This window comes from Mediterraneibacter gnavus ATCC 29149, from assembly GCF_008121495.1.
In the GTDB taxonomy this organism is placed as follows: domain Bacteria; phylum Bacillota; class Clostridia; order Lachnospirales; family Lachnospiraceae; genus Mediterraneibacter; species Mediterraneibacter gnavus.
In genome coordinates this window covers 2,514,198-2,532,774 of the sequence record NZ_CP043051.1, presented here as the reverse complement: position 1 = coordinate 2,532,774, position 18,577 = coordinate 2,514,198, and the positions used below count along the sequence as shown (strand labels likewise).

Genomic DNA, 18,577 nt, shown 5'->3' with positions numbered 1-18,577 from the left:
TTACTTGTTTTTCAGCCTGTCCATCCCTTTTCGCAGTACAGACAACATGCACATTCCTGCATAGCATCTGTGCCTGAGCAGCAATAAAAGGATTTTGTCTTTTCCTGATAACTGTCGGATATAGGGATTCTCTTTCCAATCCGGATACTGAAGATCCAAATACGATCTCCACTCTTTCAGGCACGGATTGTTTCTGTCTTTTAACACCACTTCTTTGGATGGTACAAAATATAAATGCTCAAATGCCAGATATTCCAGCTCTTTTTTGTACTGTTGTTCCATCCCTTTTTCTTCCAGCAGATTGCTTACATCCGAAATTGCTTTTCTTCGCTCTTCCCAGCCCTTTTCAAAAGCTCCGCTCCGCATAATCGATCCTACTCTGAGCACGTAAAAATACAAAGGATCTCCTTCCAAATATACGACCCGTCCCGCCTGCAGCAAAATCCGCGGAATGACTGACAGATCTTCAAAGTTTCTTCCCTCCGGATAGACAATCTGTGTCATTTCCCAAAAACTGCGTTTATACAGCTTGTTACATGCAGATGGAGTGATCAGCAGAAGCTGTGGAACACTCTCTGCATGGATGACCTGCCCGGCAGGCAATGCAGATGTTCTTGTTTGTTTTCCTCCGCTGCACAATTCGATTTCCTGATAGTCAAAGACAACCACATCTGCCTGATTCTGTTCTGCACATGACACCGTCTTTTCCACCAGGCTTGCAGACACATAATCATCACTGTCCACAAACAGCAGATACTCCCCCTTCGCTGCCGAAATTCCGGCATTTCTTGCGGAACTCAGCCCACCGTTCTGTTTATGTATGACCCGGATTCTTTCATCTGCTTCGGCGTATTGATCACAAAGCTCACCGCTTCGGTCTGTCGAACCATCGTCCACAAGAATCACTTCTATGTTCCCCATGGTCTGCCGAATCAGACTTTGTATGCACGTTTCAATGTATGGTTCCACATTATATACCGGAACGATAATACTTACCAAAGACATATCCATCTCCTCATCTGTTTTCTCTGCTCTTCCAATGTATAGCACTTCATCTGTTCTGTCATCTGCACCTGCGTTCTGTCATACCTGGATATTTTTAAAATCTCTTCTGCCCAGATTTCCGGTGATTTATGCAGGCTTAAAAACACACAGTGATCCTGTATCTGAACTTCTTTTGTAATCGCATCACTAAATACACACGGTAGCTGCATACACTGTGCCTCTATCCCTACAAGAGGAAGTCCTTCAAATCTGGAGGGCAGTACAAAAACATCCATTCCCTGATAATAAGATCCGATGTCTTCTTTTTGTCCCGGAAACCGTATCTGTTCCTCTATATGAAACTTTTGTGCTAATTTTCGGATTTTTTGCTCATTTTCCCCTTTTCCAAGGCACCATAACCGGGCATTGGGACATCTTTTTAAAACCTCAGCCATCACCCGAACCAGAAACTCCTGGTTTTTCTGATAACAGAAATTTCCAACATGTCCGAGAACCAACGTATCTGTCCGGGGAACCTGCATTTCCATGCGCACTTGTTTTCTCATCTCTTCATCATACCGGTAATACTCCATATCAACTGCATTATACAATATTTGGAATGCTTCGGATTCTACGATTCGTTTGGGATACATCCAGTATCCCGCTGATTTCGAACAGGCATAATGCCGTGTTCCGAGACGGAATAAAAAGGTTCTGCAGATTTTGTGCAGTACGTCATACAACAGTCTTTTACAGACATTCCCACAGTCATTTCCACCCGAATGGCTGTGAAGGATCACTTCCTTCACACCGGCATCTTTTGCAGCTTTTGCGCCAATAAAATCCATTGCTGTTGAAATATTCAAATATACAACATCATACCCGTTCTCTTGGATAATCTTTTGCATCTGCCGATACTGTGTCACAGGATGCCATAAACTGGATACCTGAAACACTCTGCTTTTATATTTTTCTAATCTTTTCTTCAGCTCGTATGCACTGCGGTCACTCAAAAAATCAATCTGAATGTCTTCTTCCCATACCTGCTCTATAAATCGAAGCAGGTAGCGATCAATGCCTCCGGATGTTCCATCCATAATATATCCGACCAGTATTTTCTTCTTCATAAACTACATCCTTTATTTCACTGTCTGCTCTTGATCCTGATAAATTCCATGGATCAGATATCCGCCAAATACCCAGAATATACATGCTCCCGGCGAATTGGTATAAAACCCTTCCAGTAAAAACATCATTGCGATCAATATCATCAAAATGGAACATAACAGCATCCCGTCGTAATTTCTTATCCCGGATTTTTGAAATGCTTTCCAAATATACCGGCAAAAATAGAGAAACATCCCTACAAGCAAAATTGCCCCGATACTTCCCTGATACACCAGCACATTGATCAGCTGATTATGGAGATTGTGGTAATCTCCCTGCGAATTTTCTATAATGTATGTTCCTTTTACGTTCTCCTTTGCATAATCCACCACCGTGGAATACCCTGTTCCATATACCGGAGATGTCTTCCAGATCTCAATACCGCTTTTCCAGAGCTGAATCCGGCCATTGCTGACGTCCTTCTGCAGATCCTGTTCTCTCCCGGTTTGTATCTCCTGTGGTTTCTGCACCGGATCCACCGCCTGCGTATTTTCTGCCACAGGTACCTGCTGCTGATTGTATGCTTTTTTCATGAGATGCATTCCGGAAAATACCAGGATCACTGCCGCTGCGATCATCAGCCCTCCTGCAATCCCCCGCTTTGTTCTGTCCTTCTTATCTGCTGACTGTATCTGAGTGAACAGAAAATACGCACCACATCCTGCGCACAACATCAATGCACTGGTTCTGGAATCTGAAAATCCGATGTACAGCACAGAAAGCAGCATTGGAAACAGATAGATGTATCTCCACCATTTTTTTACATTCCAAAAAAAGTACAACGCCATCAATGTACAAAGGGCATGAAATCCTGCACCGTAATTTGGATCGGTATAAATGCCCCACAGCCTTCCCCAGTGGTATCCTGACAGCATGACTTCACCACTTTGTGTGATCCACTTCAGTGCGGTTCCCTGAAGCAGCTGCCAGAAAGAACATATTGCTGCGATCATACTGTACCCCAGCATCACATGGGATAAAATCCGAAATTCCTTCTCATAAGATTCCCTGCTCCGATCCAGCTTACAAGTATACAAACATCCCATCTGCAAGATCATCCAGATCATCCATTTGAAATTTTCAGACATTCCATATCTTCTGTTCATAAAGGAGGACAATAGAAAACTCAGAACGAACAACGCCATCCACGACAGTCCCGGCATACGAATGTAATGCTTCCAATCCGCTGCCCGGAGAAATAGAAGAATCCCTCCAACTCCCAGCACCATTTTCACCAGAATTGGCTGCAGCGATGAATCGTAAATGAACGGGCAAAATGTTCCTGCTGCGAGCAGGAAATATAAAATTTTAAAGATCAATTCTACGTTCTCTTCGTATCGCCTTAATCGTGTCATCATTTTTTACCTTTCTGCCTTGACTTTGGAGTAAAGTACCGGCATCTTTTCTCTGACCAGATAGATTCCTCTTCCTAAAACCAGACAGAGCCCAACCTGTTTCCATTTCAGACATCTCAATGCAATTTTTAAACTGAAGCTGTCCTTCGCTTTCGCTCCCGGTATCAATTCCCGGAACAAAGGTCTTTCAAACAAATTCCTGCACCATTTTTTTCGCATCCTATATGACATGTTTGCTTCTTTGCTGCAGTTTCTCTGCAGTGCGGAAAGAATATATCTTCCATACAATCCGCCCAGTATTGCCCGTACATTCTCATTATCAAGCTTCCAGCTGCGATACTGATTGAGTATCATCGCAATTCTCCATTCGTGAAGTTCATAATAATTTTCCACAAATTTGTTTGTCAGGTTCATTTCCACTCGTTTTGCATAATGGTACGGTGTGATTGCCAATAGATTCATTCTTTGAATATTCATACAATATTCGACATTAAATTTGATATCTTCGATCAATTTCACATCGGTATACCACAGATTCTGTGATCTCAGATAATCCAGGTTATAAAATTTGTTCCAGGCATATCCATACAGCGTCTGCTGCTCCAGCCGGATGAACTCTTTCCGCAGTGTTTCCTGAGTGGTAAAATACTGTTCTGTCGGAGAGATCGGATGGGAATACTGCAGGTGTCCGTCCGGAGCATAATACTCTTCCTGCAGTCCAAACAGAACCATTTCTGCACGGTTTTTCTCCAACGATGCCGCTACAGCCTGCATCAATTCCGGTTCCACCCAATCATCCGGATCCATAAACCAGATATATTCTCCGACTGCCTCTTGGATCCCTGTGTTTCTTGCAGCACTAAGCCCCTGGTTTATTTCGTGATGTACGATGCGGATACGAGAATCTGTTTTTGCAATTTCGCAGGCAATCTCTGCACTTTGATCACAAGTACAATCATCAATCACAAGCAGCTCCCAGTTTTCAAATGTTTGTGCCTGAACACTTCGGATTGCTTTCTCAATATACTTTTCTACACCATATGTTGGCATCACCACACTAAATACCGGTCTCATTTTTATCCTGCCTTTACTTTCTCTTTGTGATCAGACTGCTGATCATTGCTTCTATTTTCCCATAGGATACCGGTCGGTCGAACTGTTCTTCTGCAATCTTCCTTGCCCGGTTTCCCATGTCGTTTCTTTCTGCCTCATTTTCGTACATCCACTCCACGGCATTTACCAGCTCCCTGACGTCTTCTGGCTCAATATTGATCCCAAATCCGTCCTGCTCCACTTTCTTTCGAAATTCCGGACTCATACACGTATTGATCATCGGTTTTCCCGCCGCCAGATAATCTCCGATTTTCGTGACAATACTTTGCGGTGCCTTTCGCACAAACGAATTGATCAAAACATCTGATTTCACCAGATATGCCGCCATCTGTTCATACGGCACATATCCTGTAAATTTTACATTTTGGATCTTGCGCTCTTTTGCCAGATTTTCCAGCATCTCTCTCGTCGGACCGTCTCCCAGTATCTGAAACCGGATCTTCGTTTTTCCCTGCTTCATCAACTCCTCTGCAGCCAGTACCATGGTACGAATGTCATAGCTCGTTCCAATTGTCCCTGCATATGTCACCCAAAATGTGCCTTCCTCTTTTTGTACTTCATCCGCATGCTGTTCTGCTTCTCTGTCAAATACGGAAATTTCATTTCCAACATATACCGTTTCCTTTAACACATCCCGCTTTTGATTTAAAAACGGTCTGTCACGATATTCGTCCGATGTTCCAATGACACCGGATGTCAGCGAATACACCTTTTCTGCATCCCTTTTGAGCGGATAAAATAAAAGATCGCTGACGATCGGAATATCAAAAACCATACGCATTGCTTCCGGCCAGAGATCGTTTACATCTGCCACAAACGGGATCTTGTTTCGATGCGCATACTCTGCCGCTGCAAGTGCCACGTCATTTGGAGGGATTTCTGCATAGATCAGATCATAGTCCCCTTCTTTTTCCAGTAACTTTCTTAAATTTTCTGCTGCAATTTTATGACTTCTTACTCTTCTCAAATCGATATTTTTCCGATATCCCGGCTCATATATAAATTTGATCCCAAATGGGTAGCTTTTCTGGTCAACAGATTCCAGATCCCTTTGCTTTTTTTCCCAATGTTGAAAGGTAGTCGTGATCAGATCTACTTCGTATCCTTTTTTCACGAGAAATTCACACAAATACCGAAATCTTGTGTATCCTTTTTCGCCGTCCAATTTTACTCCCATGGTAATCACTGCTACTTTGCTCATTCTCATTCCTCTTCCAAACTGCTATTTTAAAACCGCTGCTACTGTCATCAGCATCAGCTTCATATCTCTCCAGATACTAAATTCCTTCAGATATTTCAGATTGTACTTCATCTTTTCCGGAAGAATATATTCTCTGTAAATTTCATCCACACTCTTTCCGGTTTGTTTCTGATATGCGCCAATCCGTTCATCTTCATCTTTATACATAATACTTGCATAGGATGTAATACCTGCCGGGAGAAACAGCGTCGCCATCATCTCCTCCGAATACTGATCGACATATTTCTCAACTTCCGGCCGTGTTCCCACAAAGCTCATCTCACCTTTTAACACATTCAACAGCTGCGGCAGTTCATCCAGACGAATTTTTCGTAACAGTTTTCCAACTTTTGTCACACGATCGTCCTGACTGCTGGTGACAAGCGGCCCCTTTTTATCTGCACCTGTAATCATGGTTCGAAATTTAAAAATTCGATAGGTCATCCCATATCTGGTGACACGTGTCTGCCTGTAAAAGATCGGTCCTTTCGTATCCAGTTTAATGGCCGCTGCAATCAGCAGCATCACCGGAGATAGGAGTACAGTCAAAACAACCGCACAAAAAAAATCAAGAACCCTTTTCCATAAAATTTGTATTTTCTTTTGCTGCAGCAGTTCATAATATGGATAAGTTTTTTCATTTTTGATTCGCTCCGGTAAGTTTTCCCATTTTATCATTACTGATTTTTCCTCAATATTTCTGTAAATTTTTCAGTCACATACGAAACCTGTTCATCACTTAAACACGTATGCAGCGGAAGTGTGATCTCGTTCTCAAACATCCGATAAGAATTGGGATAATCTTCCATCTGAAATCCCATATTCTTGTAAGCCGTCAATAGCGGAAGCGGCTTATAATGCACGTTGCTGGCAATTCCCTGCTCTGCAAGCTGCAAAATGATCTGATTGCACGCTTCTCTTGTCTTTCCCGGCAATCTTGTCAAATACAGATGTCCATTGGAAATATGGTCCGTATCGTAATGATTCAAAACCTGAATCGGGTACTGCTTAAATGCTTCATCATATCTTTCTATGATACTTCTTCTTCGATGCAAAATTTCCGGATAACGTTTCAATTGTGACAGGCCGATGGCCGCTGTAATATCTGTCATATTGCATTTGAAGTAAGGTGCGATCACATCATATTCCCAGGCTCCGGCTCTTGTTTTTTCCAATGCATCTTTAGACTGTCCATGGAGGGAGAGCAGCATAAATTCTTTATAGAGTTCCTCTCCGTCTATCCCCGCCTGTTCGATCTGCTCTGACCATACAAGGGCACCGCCCTCCGCTGTCGTCAGATTTTTCACGGCATGAAAAGAATAACAGGTAAAGTCTGCGATCTGGCCGCACATCTTATGTTCGTGTGATGCTCCAAATGCATGTGCCGCATCCGCCATAACCAGTATCCTGCCCAGTTTTTTCTGCCGTTCGCAGCCTGCATGAAAAAGTGCTCTTTTCTCTTCTGCTATTTTAAAAATCTCATCGTACTTGCTGTACACAATTCCTGCAAGATCTACACAAATAACCGCTTTTGTTCGCTCCGTAACAGCTTCTCTCACCTTCTGCGGATCCATTTCATAGGAATCTGGCAAAGTATCCACAAGGATCGGCACAGCCCCTGTATGGCAAATTGCACTACAGGTTGCTGTGTAAGTATATGCAGTTGTGATCACTTCATCTCCCGCACCGATTCCCATTGCACGAAGTACCATTTCCATACATGCTGTTGCAGAGTTCAGACAGACTGCCCGTTTTGTTCCAACAGATTCTGCAATTTGTTTTTCAAATTCCTTGGTCCTTGGTCCGGTTGTGATCCATCCGCTTCGCAAAGCTCTGGCGACTTCCTGTATTTCTTCCTCTTTAATGTCCGGCGGCGAAAACGGTACATTTATCTTGTTGCTCATCATTTACCGCGCTGTCCTTTCTCACAATTCTTTATTGTGCGATTTCTGAATCCGAAAATGTTTCTCCGGCTTTTACTGCAGCAATTGCTGTCTGAATCGCTGCCACTGAATTCTGATCCGGCTGTGTGACATACAGTGGTGTTCCCACCATGGAAAAGCACTCTTGTGTATCTCCCATTCCTTCTGCAGACATCGATTTGATATTCCATGCTCCGCCTTCTGAAAGCTGATTTTTAACCAATGTCTGAATCTGCTCTGTTGACATATTTGTATCTACATTTCCACTGACACTGTTAAGCAGACCATTCGCTCCGGTCAAAATTGCCGGTGAAATTGCTTTCTTGATCATCGCTGTGATCACAGCCTGCTGATTTCTTCCACGCTGGAAATCACCGCCATCCACATTTTGCCGTTCTCTTGCAAATGCCAGTGCCTGTTCTCCATTGAAATGATTTTCTCCCTGGATTACATCCATAACCAGTCCACTGTCATCACTTGTTGTAAATGCCTGTTCTGAGATCACATCGATTCCACCAAGTGCATCCACCATTTCTACCAGAGACGTAAAGTTCACTCTTGCATAGAACTCAATGCTTGTATTATACAACTGCCCCAACGTAGACATGGACGCATCCACTCCATAAATTCCGGCATGTGTCAGTTTATCCCGCATATCTCCGGAAATTCCCGGAATCTGCACATAGTAATCTCTCGGAGTTGTCACCAGAAGTACCTGATGTGTATTTGGATTGACGACTGCCAGAATATTCACATCACTTCTGCTGTTCGTTTCAATCGCACCGTACACGTCAATTCCACTGATGTACACGGTAAATGTCTCATCTTTTACCTCTACCTGTGCTGCTTTATTTTCTACCTTCGATTTCACTTCATATGTATAGATGACTTTAAAGTTTTCCTGTTCCTCGCCAAGCCCTTCTTCCAACATCTGGCTGTATGCATCATTGTAGATAATTGCCTGAACTTCGCCGCTGTGAAGTGCTGCTGCCTGTTCTGCAACGGATCCATACTCCACGGCCGCAATCTGGCTTCCCAGTTTCTCATTGATATTTGCAACTGCTGCCTCCACATCCGAACGCTGCAATGCGTACTGCACACCAAACTGATACGATGCTGCATCTTCCAGTTTTTCAGCCGGATCCGATTCCTTGACCGCTACCACCATTTTCGTGACTTTCGTATCTCCGCCACTGATATTTTCAATTACATTTGTTGTCTTAAAAATATAATAGGATCCGAAAATCAGCCCAATGCTTAATAAAATACTGATTACTTTTCCCGCAATTCCCTTCTTTTTAGAAAGAAGCTGCGTGGATACCACGCATACAAAGAAAAGCAGAAGTACCAGTCCGATTATTGTGACATATTTTGCCGGCAATAAATTCATAAGCCACAGCGCTACAAAAAACACTGCCGATGCGATCAGTTGTACTGCACATATGCATAATCCTATTTTTCTGCTGATATAATTCATTTTTCTTTCCTCTCATTTTGCATTTTATTCCCAGACAAATTCCGTCTCCCAAACATCTACGCCTGAATCTTCAAACACTTGTTTTAATCGTTCCCGCAGTGCTTCTTTGGTAACGCCTCTTTTCAGAATGACCTGAAGAAATCCTCCGCCGCCTGCACCGGAAATAAACCTTCCATCGATCATGTCCTCGCAGGACTCAAAGATCTGATCAATACAGGTATTGGTAGATCCCTGATCCAGCAGCTTTGATACTTCCCAGTGTTCATTCAATAACTTTGCGAATGCATCGATATTTCCCTGTTCCAATTCAAATCGCATCAGCACTGCCAGGCGTTTCATTTCTTTTAAAGCCTCGATCGATTCTCTTCTTCCGCCGATATAATTTCCAACAACTTCTCTGAGCAAGTTTCTTGCCAGACGCCTCTGTCCCGTATAGATCAGTACAAATCTCTCCTGCAGTTCTTTTTTGGTGTCCTGATCCAATTCCAGATAAGTCACATGTATTTTCTGTCGGATCCCCGGACGTGAAGTAATATATTTTACTCCCGGAGTCAGGCCGCCAACCTGATCCTGCCATCCGCCGCCGGTACTCATAATCTGTTCCATATTCAAGACCAGTTCATACACCTGGCTGTCTGACCAGCTCTGCCCCAGGAACTCTCCGATGGCTTTCACACAGGCCCCGGAAAGGATACTGCTTGTTCCAAGTCCTGACCCCTTCGGTACATTACAAACTTTGGTGGACAGATAAAAGCCTCCGCCCATTTTTTTCAAAATTTCTCTCAGCTCTGCATGTCCATCAAGCGGAATCACTCCGCAGGCGATCAAGGCTGCTTTATGTAGCGCAAATGAATCATATGGGTTATGGCAGTCTTGAATTTCTTCCACCGTTTCCGCTTTTCCATATGCATAAAAGTCCAGACTTGCAAATTCAATTCGATATTCCGGGATCTTTTTTATTTCCACCTCAATTGGCTTTTCTCCTTTGAGTAAAATCGGTGCATTTAAAACTACTCCTCCGTTTTCATTGCAGTATGGCGGAGTATCCGTCCAGCCGCCGCCCCAGTTTACCCGGACCGGAAGTTTTATCTGTACTACTTCTTTTGCGATCTTATAATCTGCCGCATGACGAATAAAACTTTTCTGAAACAACATCTTCTGTATTTCTGAAAAACATTTTTGTTCCACCAGATCATATGAAGCACCATGAAATGTGACTGACTGATATTTCATGGAGCGTGAAATTGCATAGAGCACTCTGATTTTCTCTGAAAATTCCATATGATCTGCTTTTTCCATCAAAATTTCATACTGCTTTTCATTCAATTCTTCTTCACCGAAGATTTTCAATGCCGCGATATAATTTTCTCCGCCTTTTAGTGCCTTTAAAAAGCGTTCAATCAGGATTCTGTTTTCCAGTTCTTCATTCCATTCTACAAAATGTGCAGTATCCCCCTGTGCAAAAGATTCACACAAGCTATATCGTTTTCTTGCCTTCCATGCACAAACTTCCTCTTCGTCTGCCTCTTTGCAGCTCATCTTCCACAAAAGCAGCGCTTCCTCGGCCGCCTGATCTTGTGCAGGATGTGCAGAGTAAAGCTTTGCATTCCAAAGAGAATGATCCTGTGTATCCCAAAGATCATCTGTACATAACCCGTTGTCTTCTAAAAACGTCTGCAATGTCCCTTTTAAAAATCCTGCGTTTTCTTCCAGGGTCTTCTTCGGGTTATCCGTTACTGCATATGTACGCACAAGATATGCGTTTTGCTCTTTCAGACGGATCCCATGCCACACGGTGTCTTCCGGCACAGTCATATCCTGCAGGATCATTTGGGATACGATTGCCCCCCTTTTTACGACCGTACTGCCTGCAAGCCAGCTGCTCTCAATATAACATCCGTCTTCCAGTACCACGTCTTTTTCCAGCAGCCCGTCATGGATGGCGCTTTCCACTCTCTGTGTATTGGTAAATACGTTGGGTCTCCAGTCCAGAAATTCATAATCATTGATCTCTTCTGTCAATAATTTCAGAAGTTCTGTTGTTGTTCCAAAATGAATAAACTCTGCCGGCGACAGGCACACCAATTTCATCTGGAATTTACAAAGTGTTTCCCAGATTTTTTTTCTGCATACCATCAGCTCTTCGCAGTAAGTTCCTTCCGGCTGCTCATTATAATACTGTTCCAGTGTGGAATCTGACGCAAGAGGATATAAAAAATCCCCATAAAAACTAATTCTTGACTGTTCATTGACAAACATCTGATATTTTTTTTCATTTACCTCTCCGTGGTCTGAGATCAATGAAAATAATGCCGATACAAGATTTGCATCACACAAAACTGCGCCTGTATCCAAATCTACATTTCCCTGATCATTGACAGCGCCTAAGTTCAAAAGTGTATCGAGAGGTTGTTTATGTAAAAATTTTTTGACGTGATCCGTTCCGTCGTTTAAGAATACGCCGTGATCTTTCCCGATCTCAGCCGGTGATTTCATAGAAATAGCTGCAGCACCTGAAAACTGTGCATCAATCTGCAGCGGATTGAACAACAGCAGCACATCTCCGGAAAGCACCAGCATCCCCTCCTTAAATCTGGACGGGACTCCTGACATTCCGATCAGAAATTCATCAAATAGCGTAGATCCTCTTCCATCCGGCAATTCCCTTGGCACCGGAGAGAATAATTTTCCACATACGGAATACTGCGGAACACGTTTGCTGTCTCCGCCGGAATGTATCACAAGAATTCTCTTTCCATGAAAATCCCCCAAAAATCCTTCCCGCTCAGAAAGCGTCCGCAAAACATGCAGCGTTGCGCCACCGGAACCAATCCGTTTTCCATCCGGATCTGGAATTACCAGAAATTTTGTGGCGTCTGGCAGCACACCTTTTTCACTTCTATATTCTATCTGCTTTTGGAACGCCTTTCCCTGCTCTTCATTGGACGCTGTCAGGACAATATAATCCCACTTCGGAAAACTTTTTTTCAAAATACTTCTTTGATAATCTTCCCAGGCATCCAGATAGCTTTGCCTCAAAAACAGATTTTTCAATCTTCGATATTTGTTCATCTGATTTTGCATTTATTTTGCTCCTTTTCCTCCGAACACTCCAAACACTGTCTTTAACAAAATCTTCATATCCAACCCCAATGACCAGTTGTCTATATATTCCAGATCAAGCGCCAGGACTTCTTCAAAATCTGTAATGTCACTGCGGCCTGTGGCCTGCCACATTCCCGTGATCCCCGGACGGATACTGAGTCTTCTTTTATAAAATGTTTCATACTGCTCGAATTCATCCAGAGTTGGCGGCCTTGTTCCAATCAGGCTCATATCCCCTTTCAGCACATTCCAAAACTGTGGAAGCTCATCAATGCTTGTTTTTCGGATAAACTTCCCAACTTTTGTAATACGCGGATCATTTTCAAGCTTAAACATCAGGCCTTTCATTTCGTTCTGTGCCATCAGTTCCTTTTTTCGTTCTTCTGCATCTTTATACATAGATCGAAACTTATACATCTTAAACTTTCTTCCGTTCAGTCCTACCCGCACCTGTGAAAATATAAGCGGCCCCGGTGATTCCACCAACAAGACAGGCGCAAGAAATACAGTCACAATTCCTGTGACAATAAGTCCGACAATTGCACCTATAATATCCATCATGCGCTTAACAGCTCTCATTTTCAGACTGGAAACGCTCTCTTTGAATGTGATTACATAATAATCCCCAAAAGCTCTTAACTCTTTGGATTTGCATTTTAAATTCACATCATAAATCTGAAGATTCAAATTCACAGCAATTCCGATTGCCTCATACTGTTCGATTGCCTTGGCAACATGAATCCCTTCCGAATAGGGAATATGAATGAAGATTTCATCCACAACTCTTTGAGTGACACAGTCATACATATTGTTATAATTTCCCAGAATCGGAATGCCACAGCATTCTGTTCCAACTGCTGTGTCCGGCACATCCAGCAGGATCAAACCTTTTAAAAGATAGTTCCACATCTCGTCCATGCCAAGACGTTTTTTTATTTCCTCTACATTTTCAGCCATTGTCAAGATGACCAGACGCTTTGTATTGATACTTTTTTTGGCAACATGCAATAAAAACCCTTTGTAAATACTTCTGAATACAAAAACAAGGGTAATCGCAAAAAAGTAAAATAAGAAAAAAGCGATTCTCGAAATTTCGGATGCAATTTTAAAACAAAACATACTTGCAATCAAAAGTGCTGTATATTGTGTCACCTTAGCAGTTACTTCCACCAGCTCTTCCCATGGTCCTCGTTTGAAAAAATCCTGTTTTGAATTTTTCAAAAAGGCCAGCAACAAATAAAGCAAGATCATGTACAATATTGCGGTAGACAATTCTATGTCAATGTTTTCATACCAAAATCTACGATTTCTAATATAATTTGCACTTAAAAACACAATAAAAATCTGATTATCCGCTAAAACACAGTATCTATCAGCATTTTCAAGGAAACAAACACATCAATTTACTACTTATTTACTACTAACGAATGAGCCTTGATACGCAAGTTTTCCTAGATATGCAAAGATATGGTACAACACATCAGTATTGAAACAAGAAAAAATTGAATAACTTATAGACTATGGAACGCCTAACATGACGTTCCTTTTCTATTTCCAGCCGTTCTTATTGGACGGCTATTTTATTACCCAAAATGAAAGGAGCATTAGATTTATGAAAAAGATGTTAAAACGATTGTGTACTGGCTTCTTAGCTCTTGCAACTGTCGTTACTACTTTACCGACGACACCCGTTCATGCAGAAAGCAAGCAATACTGGACGGAGTCAAAAGAGCGTGTCGGTATCGTTGAAAAAGTAATGAATGACGGTTCGATTGGTTCTACTTTTAACGAGGGACATTTGACCGTCGAGGGCGAGGACGCTTACTGTATCGACATTAACACAGATTTTAGGAATGGCTACAAGACCAGAATTGACGCAAGCACCCGTATGAGTGCCGACCAGATAAGCGACGTTGCCTTATCTATCGAATATGTGAAACAGTACACAGACAGCCACAGCGGAATAAGCAACAATCACGCCTACCTTTTAAGACAGCTTGTTGTCTGGCAGAGATTGAGCGTACATCTTGGCTGGCAATGCGACAACGTGAGAGCTTCTTATGATGAAATTCCAAAGGCAACGCAGGACGAAGTTTTCTCTGGTGCAAGAGCCTTTGTCAAAGAAAATAAAGGACGTTATGAATGTGGCGGTTATATCTACTCTGGCGAGGGGCAGGAATTGGGGCAATTCTGGGCGAAGTTAAATATCGGAAATGCGAAACTTAAAAAGGCTACCAGTAATACCAGCATTACAGACGGTAACGGGAATTACTCTATCGCTGGTGCAACATACGGTGTCTTTTCTGATAAGAACTGCACGAAACAGCTTGCCACTCTTACGACTGATGAAAACGGAAATACAGATGTTGTAGAGGTAAAAGCAGGCACAGTCTATATCAAGGAATTATCCGCACCAGCAGGATATAAAGTAGATAAAACTATATATTCCTTAAAAGTTGAAGCTGGAAAAACAGCGACTTTGAAAGTATCTGATACACCAAAAGTAACGGACACGTTGATTGAGCTTTTCAAGATTGATATGGAAACACAGAAAGACAATCCGCAGGGGAACGCTTCTCTAGCAGGTGCGGAATTTACATGGAAGTATTATGCAGGCTTCTATAATAAAGACAATCTCCCTGCCGAAGCTACTCGTACATGGGTTACAAAGACAATCGCTGAAACAGACAGCGACGGGTCAACCCACTACATCACAAAATTTGCGGACGCATACAAAGTATCTGGCGATAGCTTCTATATGCAGGACGGTAAAGCGGTTCTTCCACTTGGAACGCTAACCGTTGAAGAAACAAAAGCTCCAAACGGATACTTGTTAGACGGTGCATATATGCAGGCTGGCGATAAGTCCGAACAGATAAAAGACTTATACCTTACACAGATTACCGAGGACGGCGACCTTGCCGTATTATCTGGAAGTAACCAGTTTTCCGTATCAGATAAGGTTATCCGTGGCGGTGTGAAAATTCAGAAACGAGATTTAGAAACGGGCGATACCAAACCACAAGGAAGTGCAACTTTAAAAGATACTGCCTTTGACATCATTTCCTTAAATGATAATGCAGTATTGGTTGAGGGCAAGCTCTATAAGAAAAATGAAGTGGTAAAGACAATTCGTACCGATATTGAGGGTATCGCTTCTACTTCTGCTGACCTTTTACCTTATGGAAACTTCCGTATCGTTGAGAGCGAAGCACCAGACGGATATTTGACAGACGGTGCAAAACCGATTGATTTTACAATCACAGAAAATGGAAAAATCGTGGACTTAACCGACGAAGCCCATTCTATCTATAATCAGATTAAGCGTGGAGATATTGAGGGTGTAAAAATCGGTGCAGGCACACACAAGCGTCTTGCTGATGTTCCTTTTAGGATCACAAGCAAGACAACGGGCGAAAATCATATAGTTGTAACTGATGATAACGGGCAGTTTTCCACTTCTTCTGAATGGGCTTCGCATAAGCACAATACCAACGCAGGCAAGACCAGCGAGGACGGTGTGTGGTTTGGAACTTCTGAACCAGACGACAGCAAGGGTGCATTACCTTATGATACCTACATCATTGAAGAAATGCGTTGCGACAGTAACAAAGGCTTTGAACTTATCCCACCTTTTGAAATCGTGGTATCAAGAAATAACCTTGTGATTGATTTAGGAACGTTGACTGATGAATACGAAAAAGAAATCTCTATCCATACCACAGCGACCAGCAAGGACGGCGAAAAAACTATCCTTGCAGGAAAAGAGGTAACAATCGTTGATACTGTCAAATTAAACGGGCTTACAAAAGGCACAAAGTATCAGTTGAAAGGTTGGCAGATGTTAAAGGAAGAAAACGCCGAGCTTATCATTGACGGGAAACGTGTAGAAAACGATTATACCTTTGTCGCTGATGATGAAGAAATGAAAGTGGAAATTTCCTATATATTCAATGCGTCTGCTTTAGGTGGCAAGAACCTTGTTACCTTTGAAGAATTGTATGATTTCAGCAATCCAGACGAACCCGTGAAAGTTGCGGAGCATAAAGACATTGAGGACGACGGGCAGACCGTACTTATCACAGAGCGTATCATCAAAATTCATACGACTGCTACCGATAAGGACGGCAACAAAGAGCTTGAAGCTGGAAAAGAGGTAACAATCATTGATACCGTAACCTTAGAGGGCTTAGAAGTCGGTACACAGTACAAACTGGTGGGCTGGCAGATGTTGAAAAAAGAAAATGCCGAGCTTCTTATCAATGGGAAACGTGTGGAAAGTGATTACACTTTTACTGCTGACAGCGAAACTATGAAAGTGGAAGTTGCCTTTACCCTTGACGCTACTTCCCTTGACGGCAAACAGCTTGTAACTTTTGAAGAATTGTACGATTTAAGCAATCCAGACGATCCGAAGAAAGTTACCGAGCATAAGGATATTGAGGATAAGGGACAGACGATTACCTTTAAGGAAAAGCCAAAAGAACCAGAGAAACCCGAAACACCACCGACACCAGAAAAGCCAAACAGACCGAGCGACAGTCCCAAAACGGGCGATAACACAAACCTTTACGGACTGCTTGCACTTCTTTTGACCTCTGGTGCTGGACTGGCAGGTATCTTCTTCTACAAACGCCGTAAAATGAAAAAATCATAAGGCGGTAACGGTATGAGAAAAGAAAAATCACGCTCTCCGCCGAAGTTGTCAAACGGCAGACTTCCGCTTATTCTGGCTTGTCTGCCAACAACCTGCAAGAACACGGATAGTCAAGGGTGCGTAAGCATTGATTTTACCCTTTACTATCTGTGGGATTGCTGGTACTTCCCAAACCGCCAGAATAAGAAATCACAATCAATTTATCAAAAATAGAAAGAAACGAGGTAAAACAATATGGAAATGAAATATGTCGTGCCAGATATGGTACAGTCTTTTGGAACTCTTGAATTTGCAGGCGAAAGTGAGCCAGTCTTTGAAAGAGATAAAAATAACCGCAGGGTCTTAGCAAGACGAAGCTATAACCTTTATTCTGACGTACAGAAAGGCGAAAATGTTGTGGTAGAAATTCCCGTGCAGGCTGGCGAAAAAAAGTTCAAGTATGAACAGAAAGTAAAACTTGTCAATCCGAAGTTATACGGCAGAGGTTATGCAATCGGGGATATGGGACATACCGATTATGTGTTAGTTGCTGATGATATTGTAGCAGTTGAAGAAAAGTAAAGGAGTGAAGAATTTATGAGATTATCAAACGGGTTTGTTATTGACAAAGAGAAAACATTTGGAGAATTAAAATTTACAGCGGTGCGTGATGTGTTCTTACAGAATGAGGACGGGACACCGAGTACCCAGCTTAAAAAGCGTATCTATGATTTGAAGTGCAGTTTGCATGGTGGAATTATCCCCGTGTCTGTACCGCCAGAAGTACCGTTAAGAGAATTTCCGTACAATGCAGTTGTGGAGCTTGTCAATCCAGTAGCCGATACGGTATCAAGAAAGACCTATACGGGTGCAGATGTGGACTGGTATGTAAAGGCAGAGGATATTGTATTGAAGAATAAAGGCAATCAAAACGTAGGCAGTCCACAGAACCATACACCGCAGGGACAGCCGAAAAAATAGGCTTGCTGAATAGATTTTCGTTGTAGCGGATATATAAAACTGTTATAATATGGGTATGAAAAATTTAATTATAAGGAGTGCTGTTTATGATAAGAGCTATTATATTTGCTGTATTCGTTGTCCCTATTATATCTCTCGTATTAGATAAGACACAAAAAGCAACTAAAAAAGAAAAATTCACAAATACTGTTTTTGTATCACACGCCTATCAAACAGTATGTCATATTTGTTCATTGATAATGGTAGGAATTGCAATAGCTTTAGGATTGTTCATGGGATTTGATAATACGGTGGGACACTCTGTTGTTTTTGCTATTTTTGTTCTATTGATTGAATTTTGTGCGTGGGCATTAAAAAGACATAAGGTAGTAATTGACGGAAATAATTTGCGTATTACTCCTGCTGTTGGAAGAACAAGAGAAATTTCATTTAATGATATTTCCCGTTGCACAGAAAAAGAGCAAATAGGATTGAAAATATTTGTAGGAAACAAAAAAATTTGTACAGTTTCTTGCGACTGTGTTGGATATAAAGAATTTCTTGAAATGTTAAAAGAGAAAAATTTACTCTAATACGTTTCGCCCAAATAAACAGTTA

Annotated in this window: 14 protein-coding genes; 4 read left to right on the top strand and 10 right to left on the bottom strand. The window is 42.1% G+C overall.

What is annotated here, in order from left to right; translation table 11 throughout:
* From FXV78_RS12475 to FXV78_RS12430, 10 genes are read right to left on the bottom strand one after another with little or no spacing between them, the layout of a single operon-like run.
* On the bottom strand, positions 1 to 1,005 hold the full coding sequence (locus FXV78_RS12475; protein ID WP_009243937.1) for a glycosyltransferase family 2 protein: 1,005 nt from the start codon (positions 1,003 to 1,005) through the stop codon (positions 1 to 3).
* Complete coding sequence (locus FXV78_RS12470) at positions 993 to 2,111, bottom strand: glycosyltransferase (RefSeq protein WP_004843337.1); 1,119 nt, start codon at positions 2,109 to 2,111, stop codon at positions 993 to 995. Before FXV78_RS12470 ends, FXV78_RS12475 begins: the two co-directional genes overlap by 13 nt.
* Positions 2,112 to 2,123: 12 nt before the next feature.
* Positions 2,124 to 3,509: an O-antigen ligase family protein gene (locus FXV78_RS12465; RefSeq protein WP_004843338.1), complete on the bottom strand. Its 1,386-nt coding sequence runs from the start codon at positions 3,507 to 3,509 to the stop codon at positions 2,124 to 2,126.
* 3 nt (positions 3,510 to 3,512) lie between these two features.
* Positions 3,513 to 4,580: a glycosyltransferase family 2 protein gene (locus FXV78_RS12460; RefSeq protein WP_004843339.1), complete on the bottom strand. Its 1,068-nt coding sequence runs from the start codon at positions 4,578 to 4,580 to the stop codon at positions 3,513 to 3,515.
* 13 nt (positions 4,581 to 4,593) lie between these two features.
* Entirely contained in the window at positions 4,594 to 5,820 is a 1,227-nt protein-coding gene (locus tag FXV78_RS12455) for a glycosyltransferase family 4 protein (protein ID WP_009243939.1), read from the bottom strand.
* A 21-nt stretch (positions 5,821 to 5,841) separates the two neighbouring features.
* The gene (locus FXV78_RS12450; RefSeq protein WP_004843341.1) at positions 5,842 to 6,537 is read right to left on the bottom strand and encodes a sugar transferase; all 696 of its coding nucleotides are present in this window, start codon (positions 6,535 to 6,537) and stop codon (positions 5,842 to 5,844) included.
* Positions 6,537 to 7,766 carry a DegT/DnrJ/EryC1/StrS family aminotransferase gene (locus tag FXV78_RS12445; protein ID WP_004843342.1) on the bottom strand — a complete coding sequence of 410 codons (1,230 nt, stop codon included), beginning with the start codon at positions 7,764 to 7,766 and terminating at the stop codon, positions 6,537 to 6,539. Before FXV78_RS12445 ends, FXV78_RS12450 begins: the two co-directional genes overlap by 1 nt.
* A gap of 28 nt (positions 7,767 to 7,794) precedes the next feature.
* A complete protein-coding gene (locus tag FXV78_RS12440; protein ID WP_004843343.1) occupies positions 7,795 to 9,258 on the bottom strand; it encodes an LCP family glycopolymer transferase in 1,464 nt (487 codons plus the stop codon).
* Positions 9,259 to 9,282: 24 nt separating this feature from the next.
* Positions 9,283 to 12,342 carry a fucose pyrophosphorylase domain-containing protein gene (locus FXV78_RS12435; protein ID WP_004843344.1) on the bottom strand — a complete coding sequence of 1,020 codons (3,060 nt, stop codon included), beginning with the start codon at positions 12,340 to 12,342 and terminating at the stop codon, positions 9,283 to 9,285.
* Positions 12,343 to 13,698 (bottom strand): sugar transferase, encoded by a 1,356-nt coding sequence (locus FXV78_RS12430; RefSeq protein ID WP_081448187.1) that lies wholly within the window; start codon positions 13,696 to 13,698, stop codon positions 12,343 to 12,345.
* 277 nt (positions 13,699 to 13,975) lie between these two features.
* On the opposite strand from FXV78_RS12430, the gene FXV78_RS12425 reads away from it, so the two are divergent.
* The 4 genes from FXV78_RS12425 to FXV78_RS12405 all read left to right on the top strand — a co-directional run bounded on the left by FXV78_RS12425 (position 13,976) and on the right by FXV78_RS12405 (position 18,552).
* Positions 13,976 to 17,020 carry an SrtB-anchored collagen-binding adhesin gene (locus tag FXV78_RS12425; protein ID WP_009273766.1) on the top strand — a complete coding sequence of 1,015 codons (3,045 nt, stop codon included), beginning with the start codon at positions 13,976 to 13,978 and terminating at the stop codon, positions 17,018 to 17,020.
* Between the two features lie 234 nt (positions 17,021 to 17,254).
* The gene (locus FXV78_RS12415; protein WP_004843348.1) at positions 17,255 to 17,581 is read left to right on the top strand and encodes a YdcP family protein; all 327 of its coding nucleotides are present in this window, start codon (positions 17,255 to 17,257) and stop codon (positions 17,579 to 17,581) included.
* Between the two features lie 15 nt (positions 17,582 to 17,596).
* The gene (locus tag FXV78_RS12410; protein WP_004843349.1) at positions 17,597 to 17,980 is read left to right on the top strand and encodes a YdcP family protein; all 384 of its coding nucleotides are present in this window, start codon (positions 17,597 to 17,599) and stop codon (positions 17,978 to 17,980) included.
* 86 nt (positions 17,981 to 18,066) lie between these two features.
* Entirely contained in the window at positions 18,067 to 18,552 is a 486-nt protein-coding gene (locus FXV78_RS12405; RefSeq protein ID WP_004843350.1) for a DUF6560 family protein, read from the top strand.
* Positions 18,553 to 18,577 lie beyond the last annotated feature (25 nt).

Coding starts and splice junctions, on each gene's coding strand:
- FXV78_RS12475 (WP_009243937.1), bottom strand. CDS start 1,005: ATGTCTTTGGTAAGTATTATCGTTCCGGTATATAATGTGGAACCATAC.
- FXV78_RS12470 (WP_004843337.1), bottom strand. CDS start 2,111: ATGAAGAAGAAAATACTGGTCGGATATATTATGGATGGAACATCCGGA.
- FXV78_RS12465 (WP_004843338.1), bottom strand. CDS start 3,509: ATGATGACACGATTAAGGCGATACGAAGAGAACGTAGAATTGATCTTT.
- FXV78_RS12460 (WP_004843339.1), bottom strand. CDS start 4,580: ATGAGACCGGTATTTAGTGTGGTGATGCCAACATATGGTGTAGAAAAG.
- FXV78_RS12455 (WP_009243939.1), bottom strand. CDS start 5,820: ATGAGCAAAGTAGCAGTGATTACCATGGGAGTAAAATTGGACGGCGAA.
- FXV78_RS12450 (WP_004843341.1), bottom strand. CDS start 6,537: ATGATAAAATGGGAAAACTTACCGGAGCGAATCAAAAATGAAAAAACT.
- FXV78_RS12445 (WP_004843342.1), bottom strand. CDS start 7,766: ATGATGAGCAACAAGATAAATGTACCGTTTTCGCCGCCGGACATTAAA.
- FXV78_RS12440 (WP_004843343.1), bottom strand. CDS start 9,258: ATGAATTATATCAGCAGAAAAATAGGATTATGCATATGTGCAGTACAA.
- FXV78_RS12435 (WP_004843344.1), bottom strand. CDS start 12,342: ATGCAAAATCAGATGAACAAATATCGAAGATTGAAAAATCTGTTTTTG.
- FXV78_RS12425 (WP_009273766.1), top strand. CDS start 13,976: ATGAAAAAGATGTTAAAACGATTGTGTACTGGCTTCTTAGCTCTTGCA.
- FXV78_RS12415 (WP_004843348.1), top strand. CDS start 17,255: ATGGAAATGAAATATGTCGTGCCAGATATGGTACAGTCTTTTGGAACT.
- FXV78_RS12410 (WP_004843349.1), top strand. CDS start 17,597: ATGAGATTATCAAACGGGTTTGTTATTGACAAAGAGAAAACATTTGGA.
- FXV78_RS12405 (WP_004843350.1), top strand. CDS start 18,067: ATGATAAGAGCTATTATATTTGCTGTATTCGTTGTCCCTATTATATCT.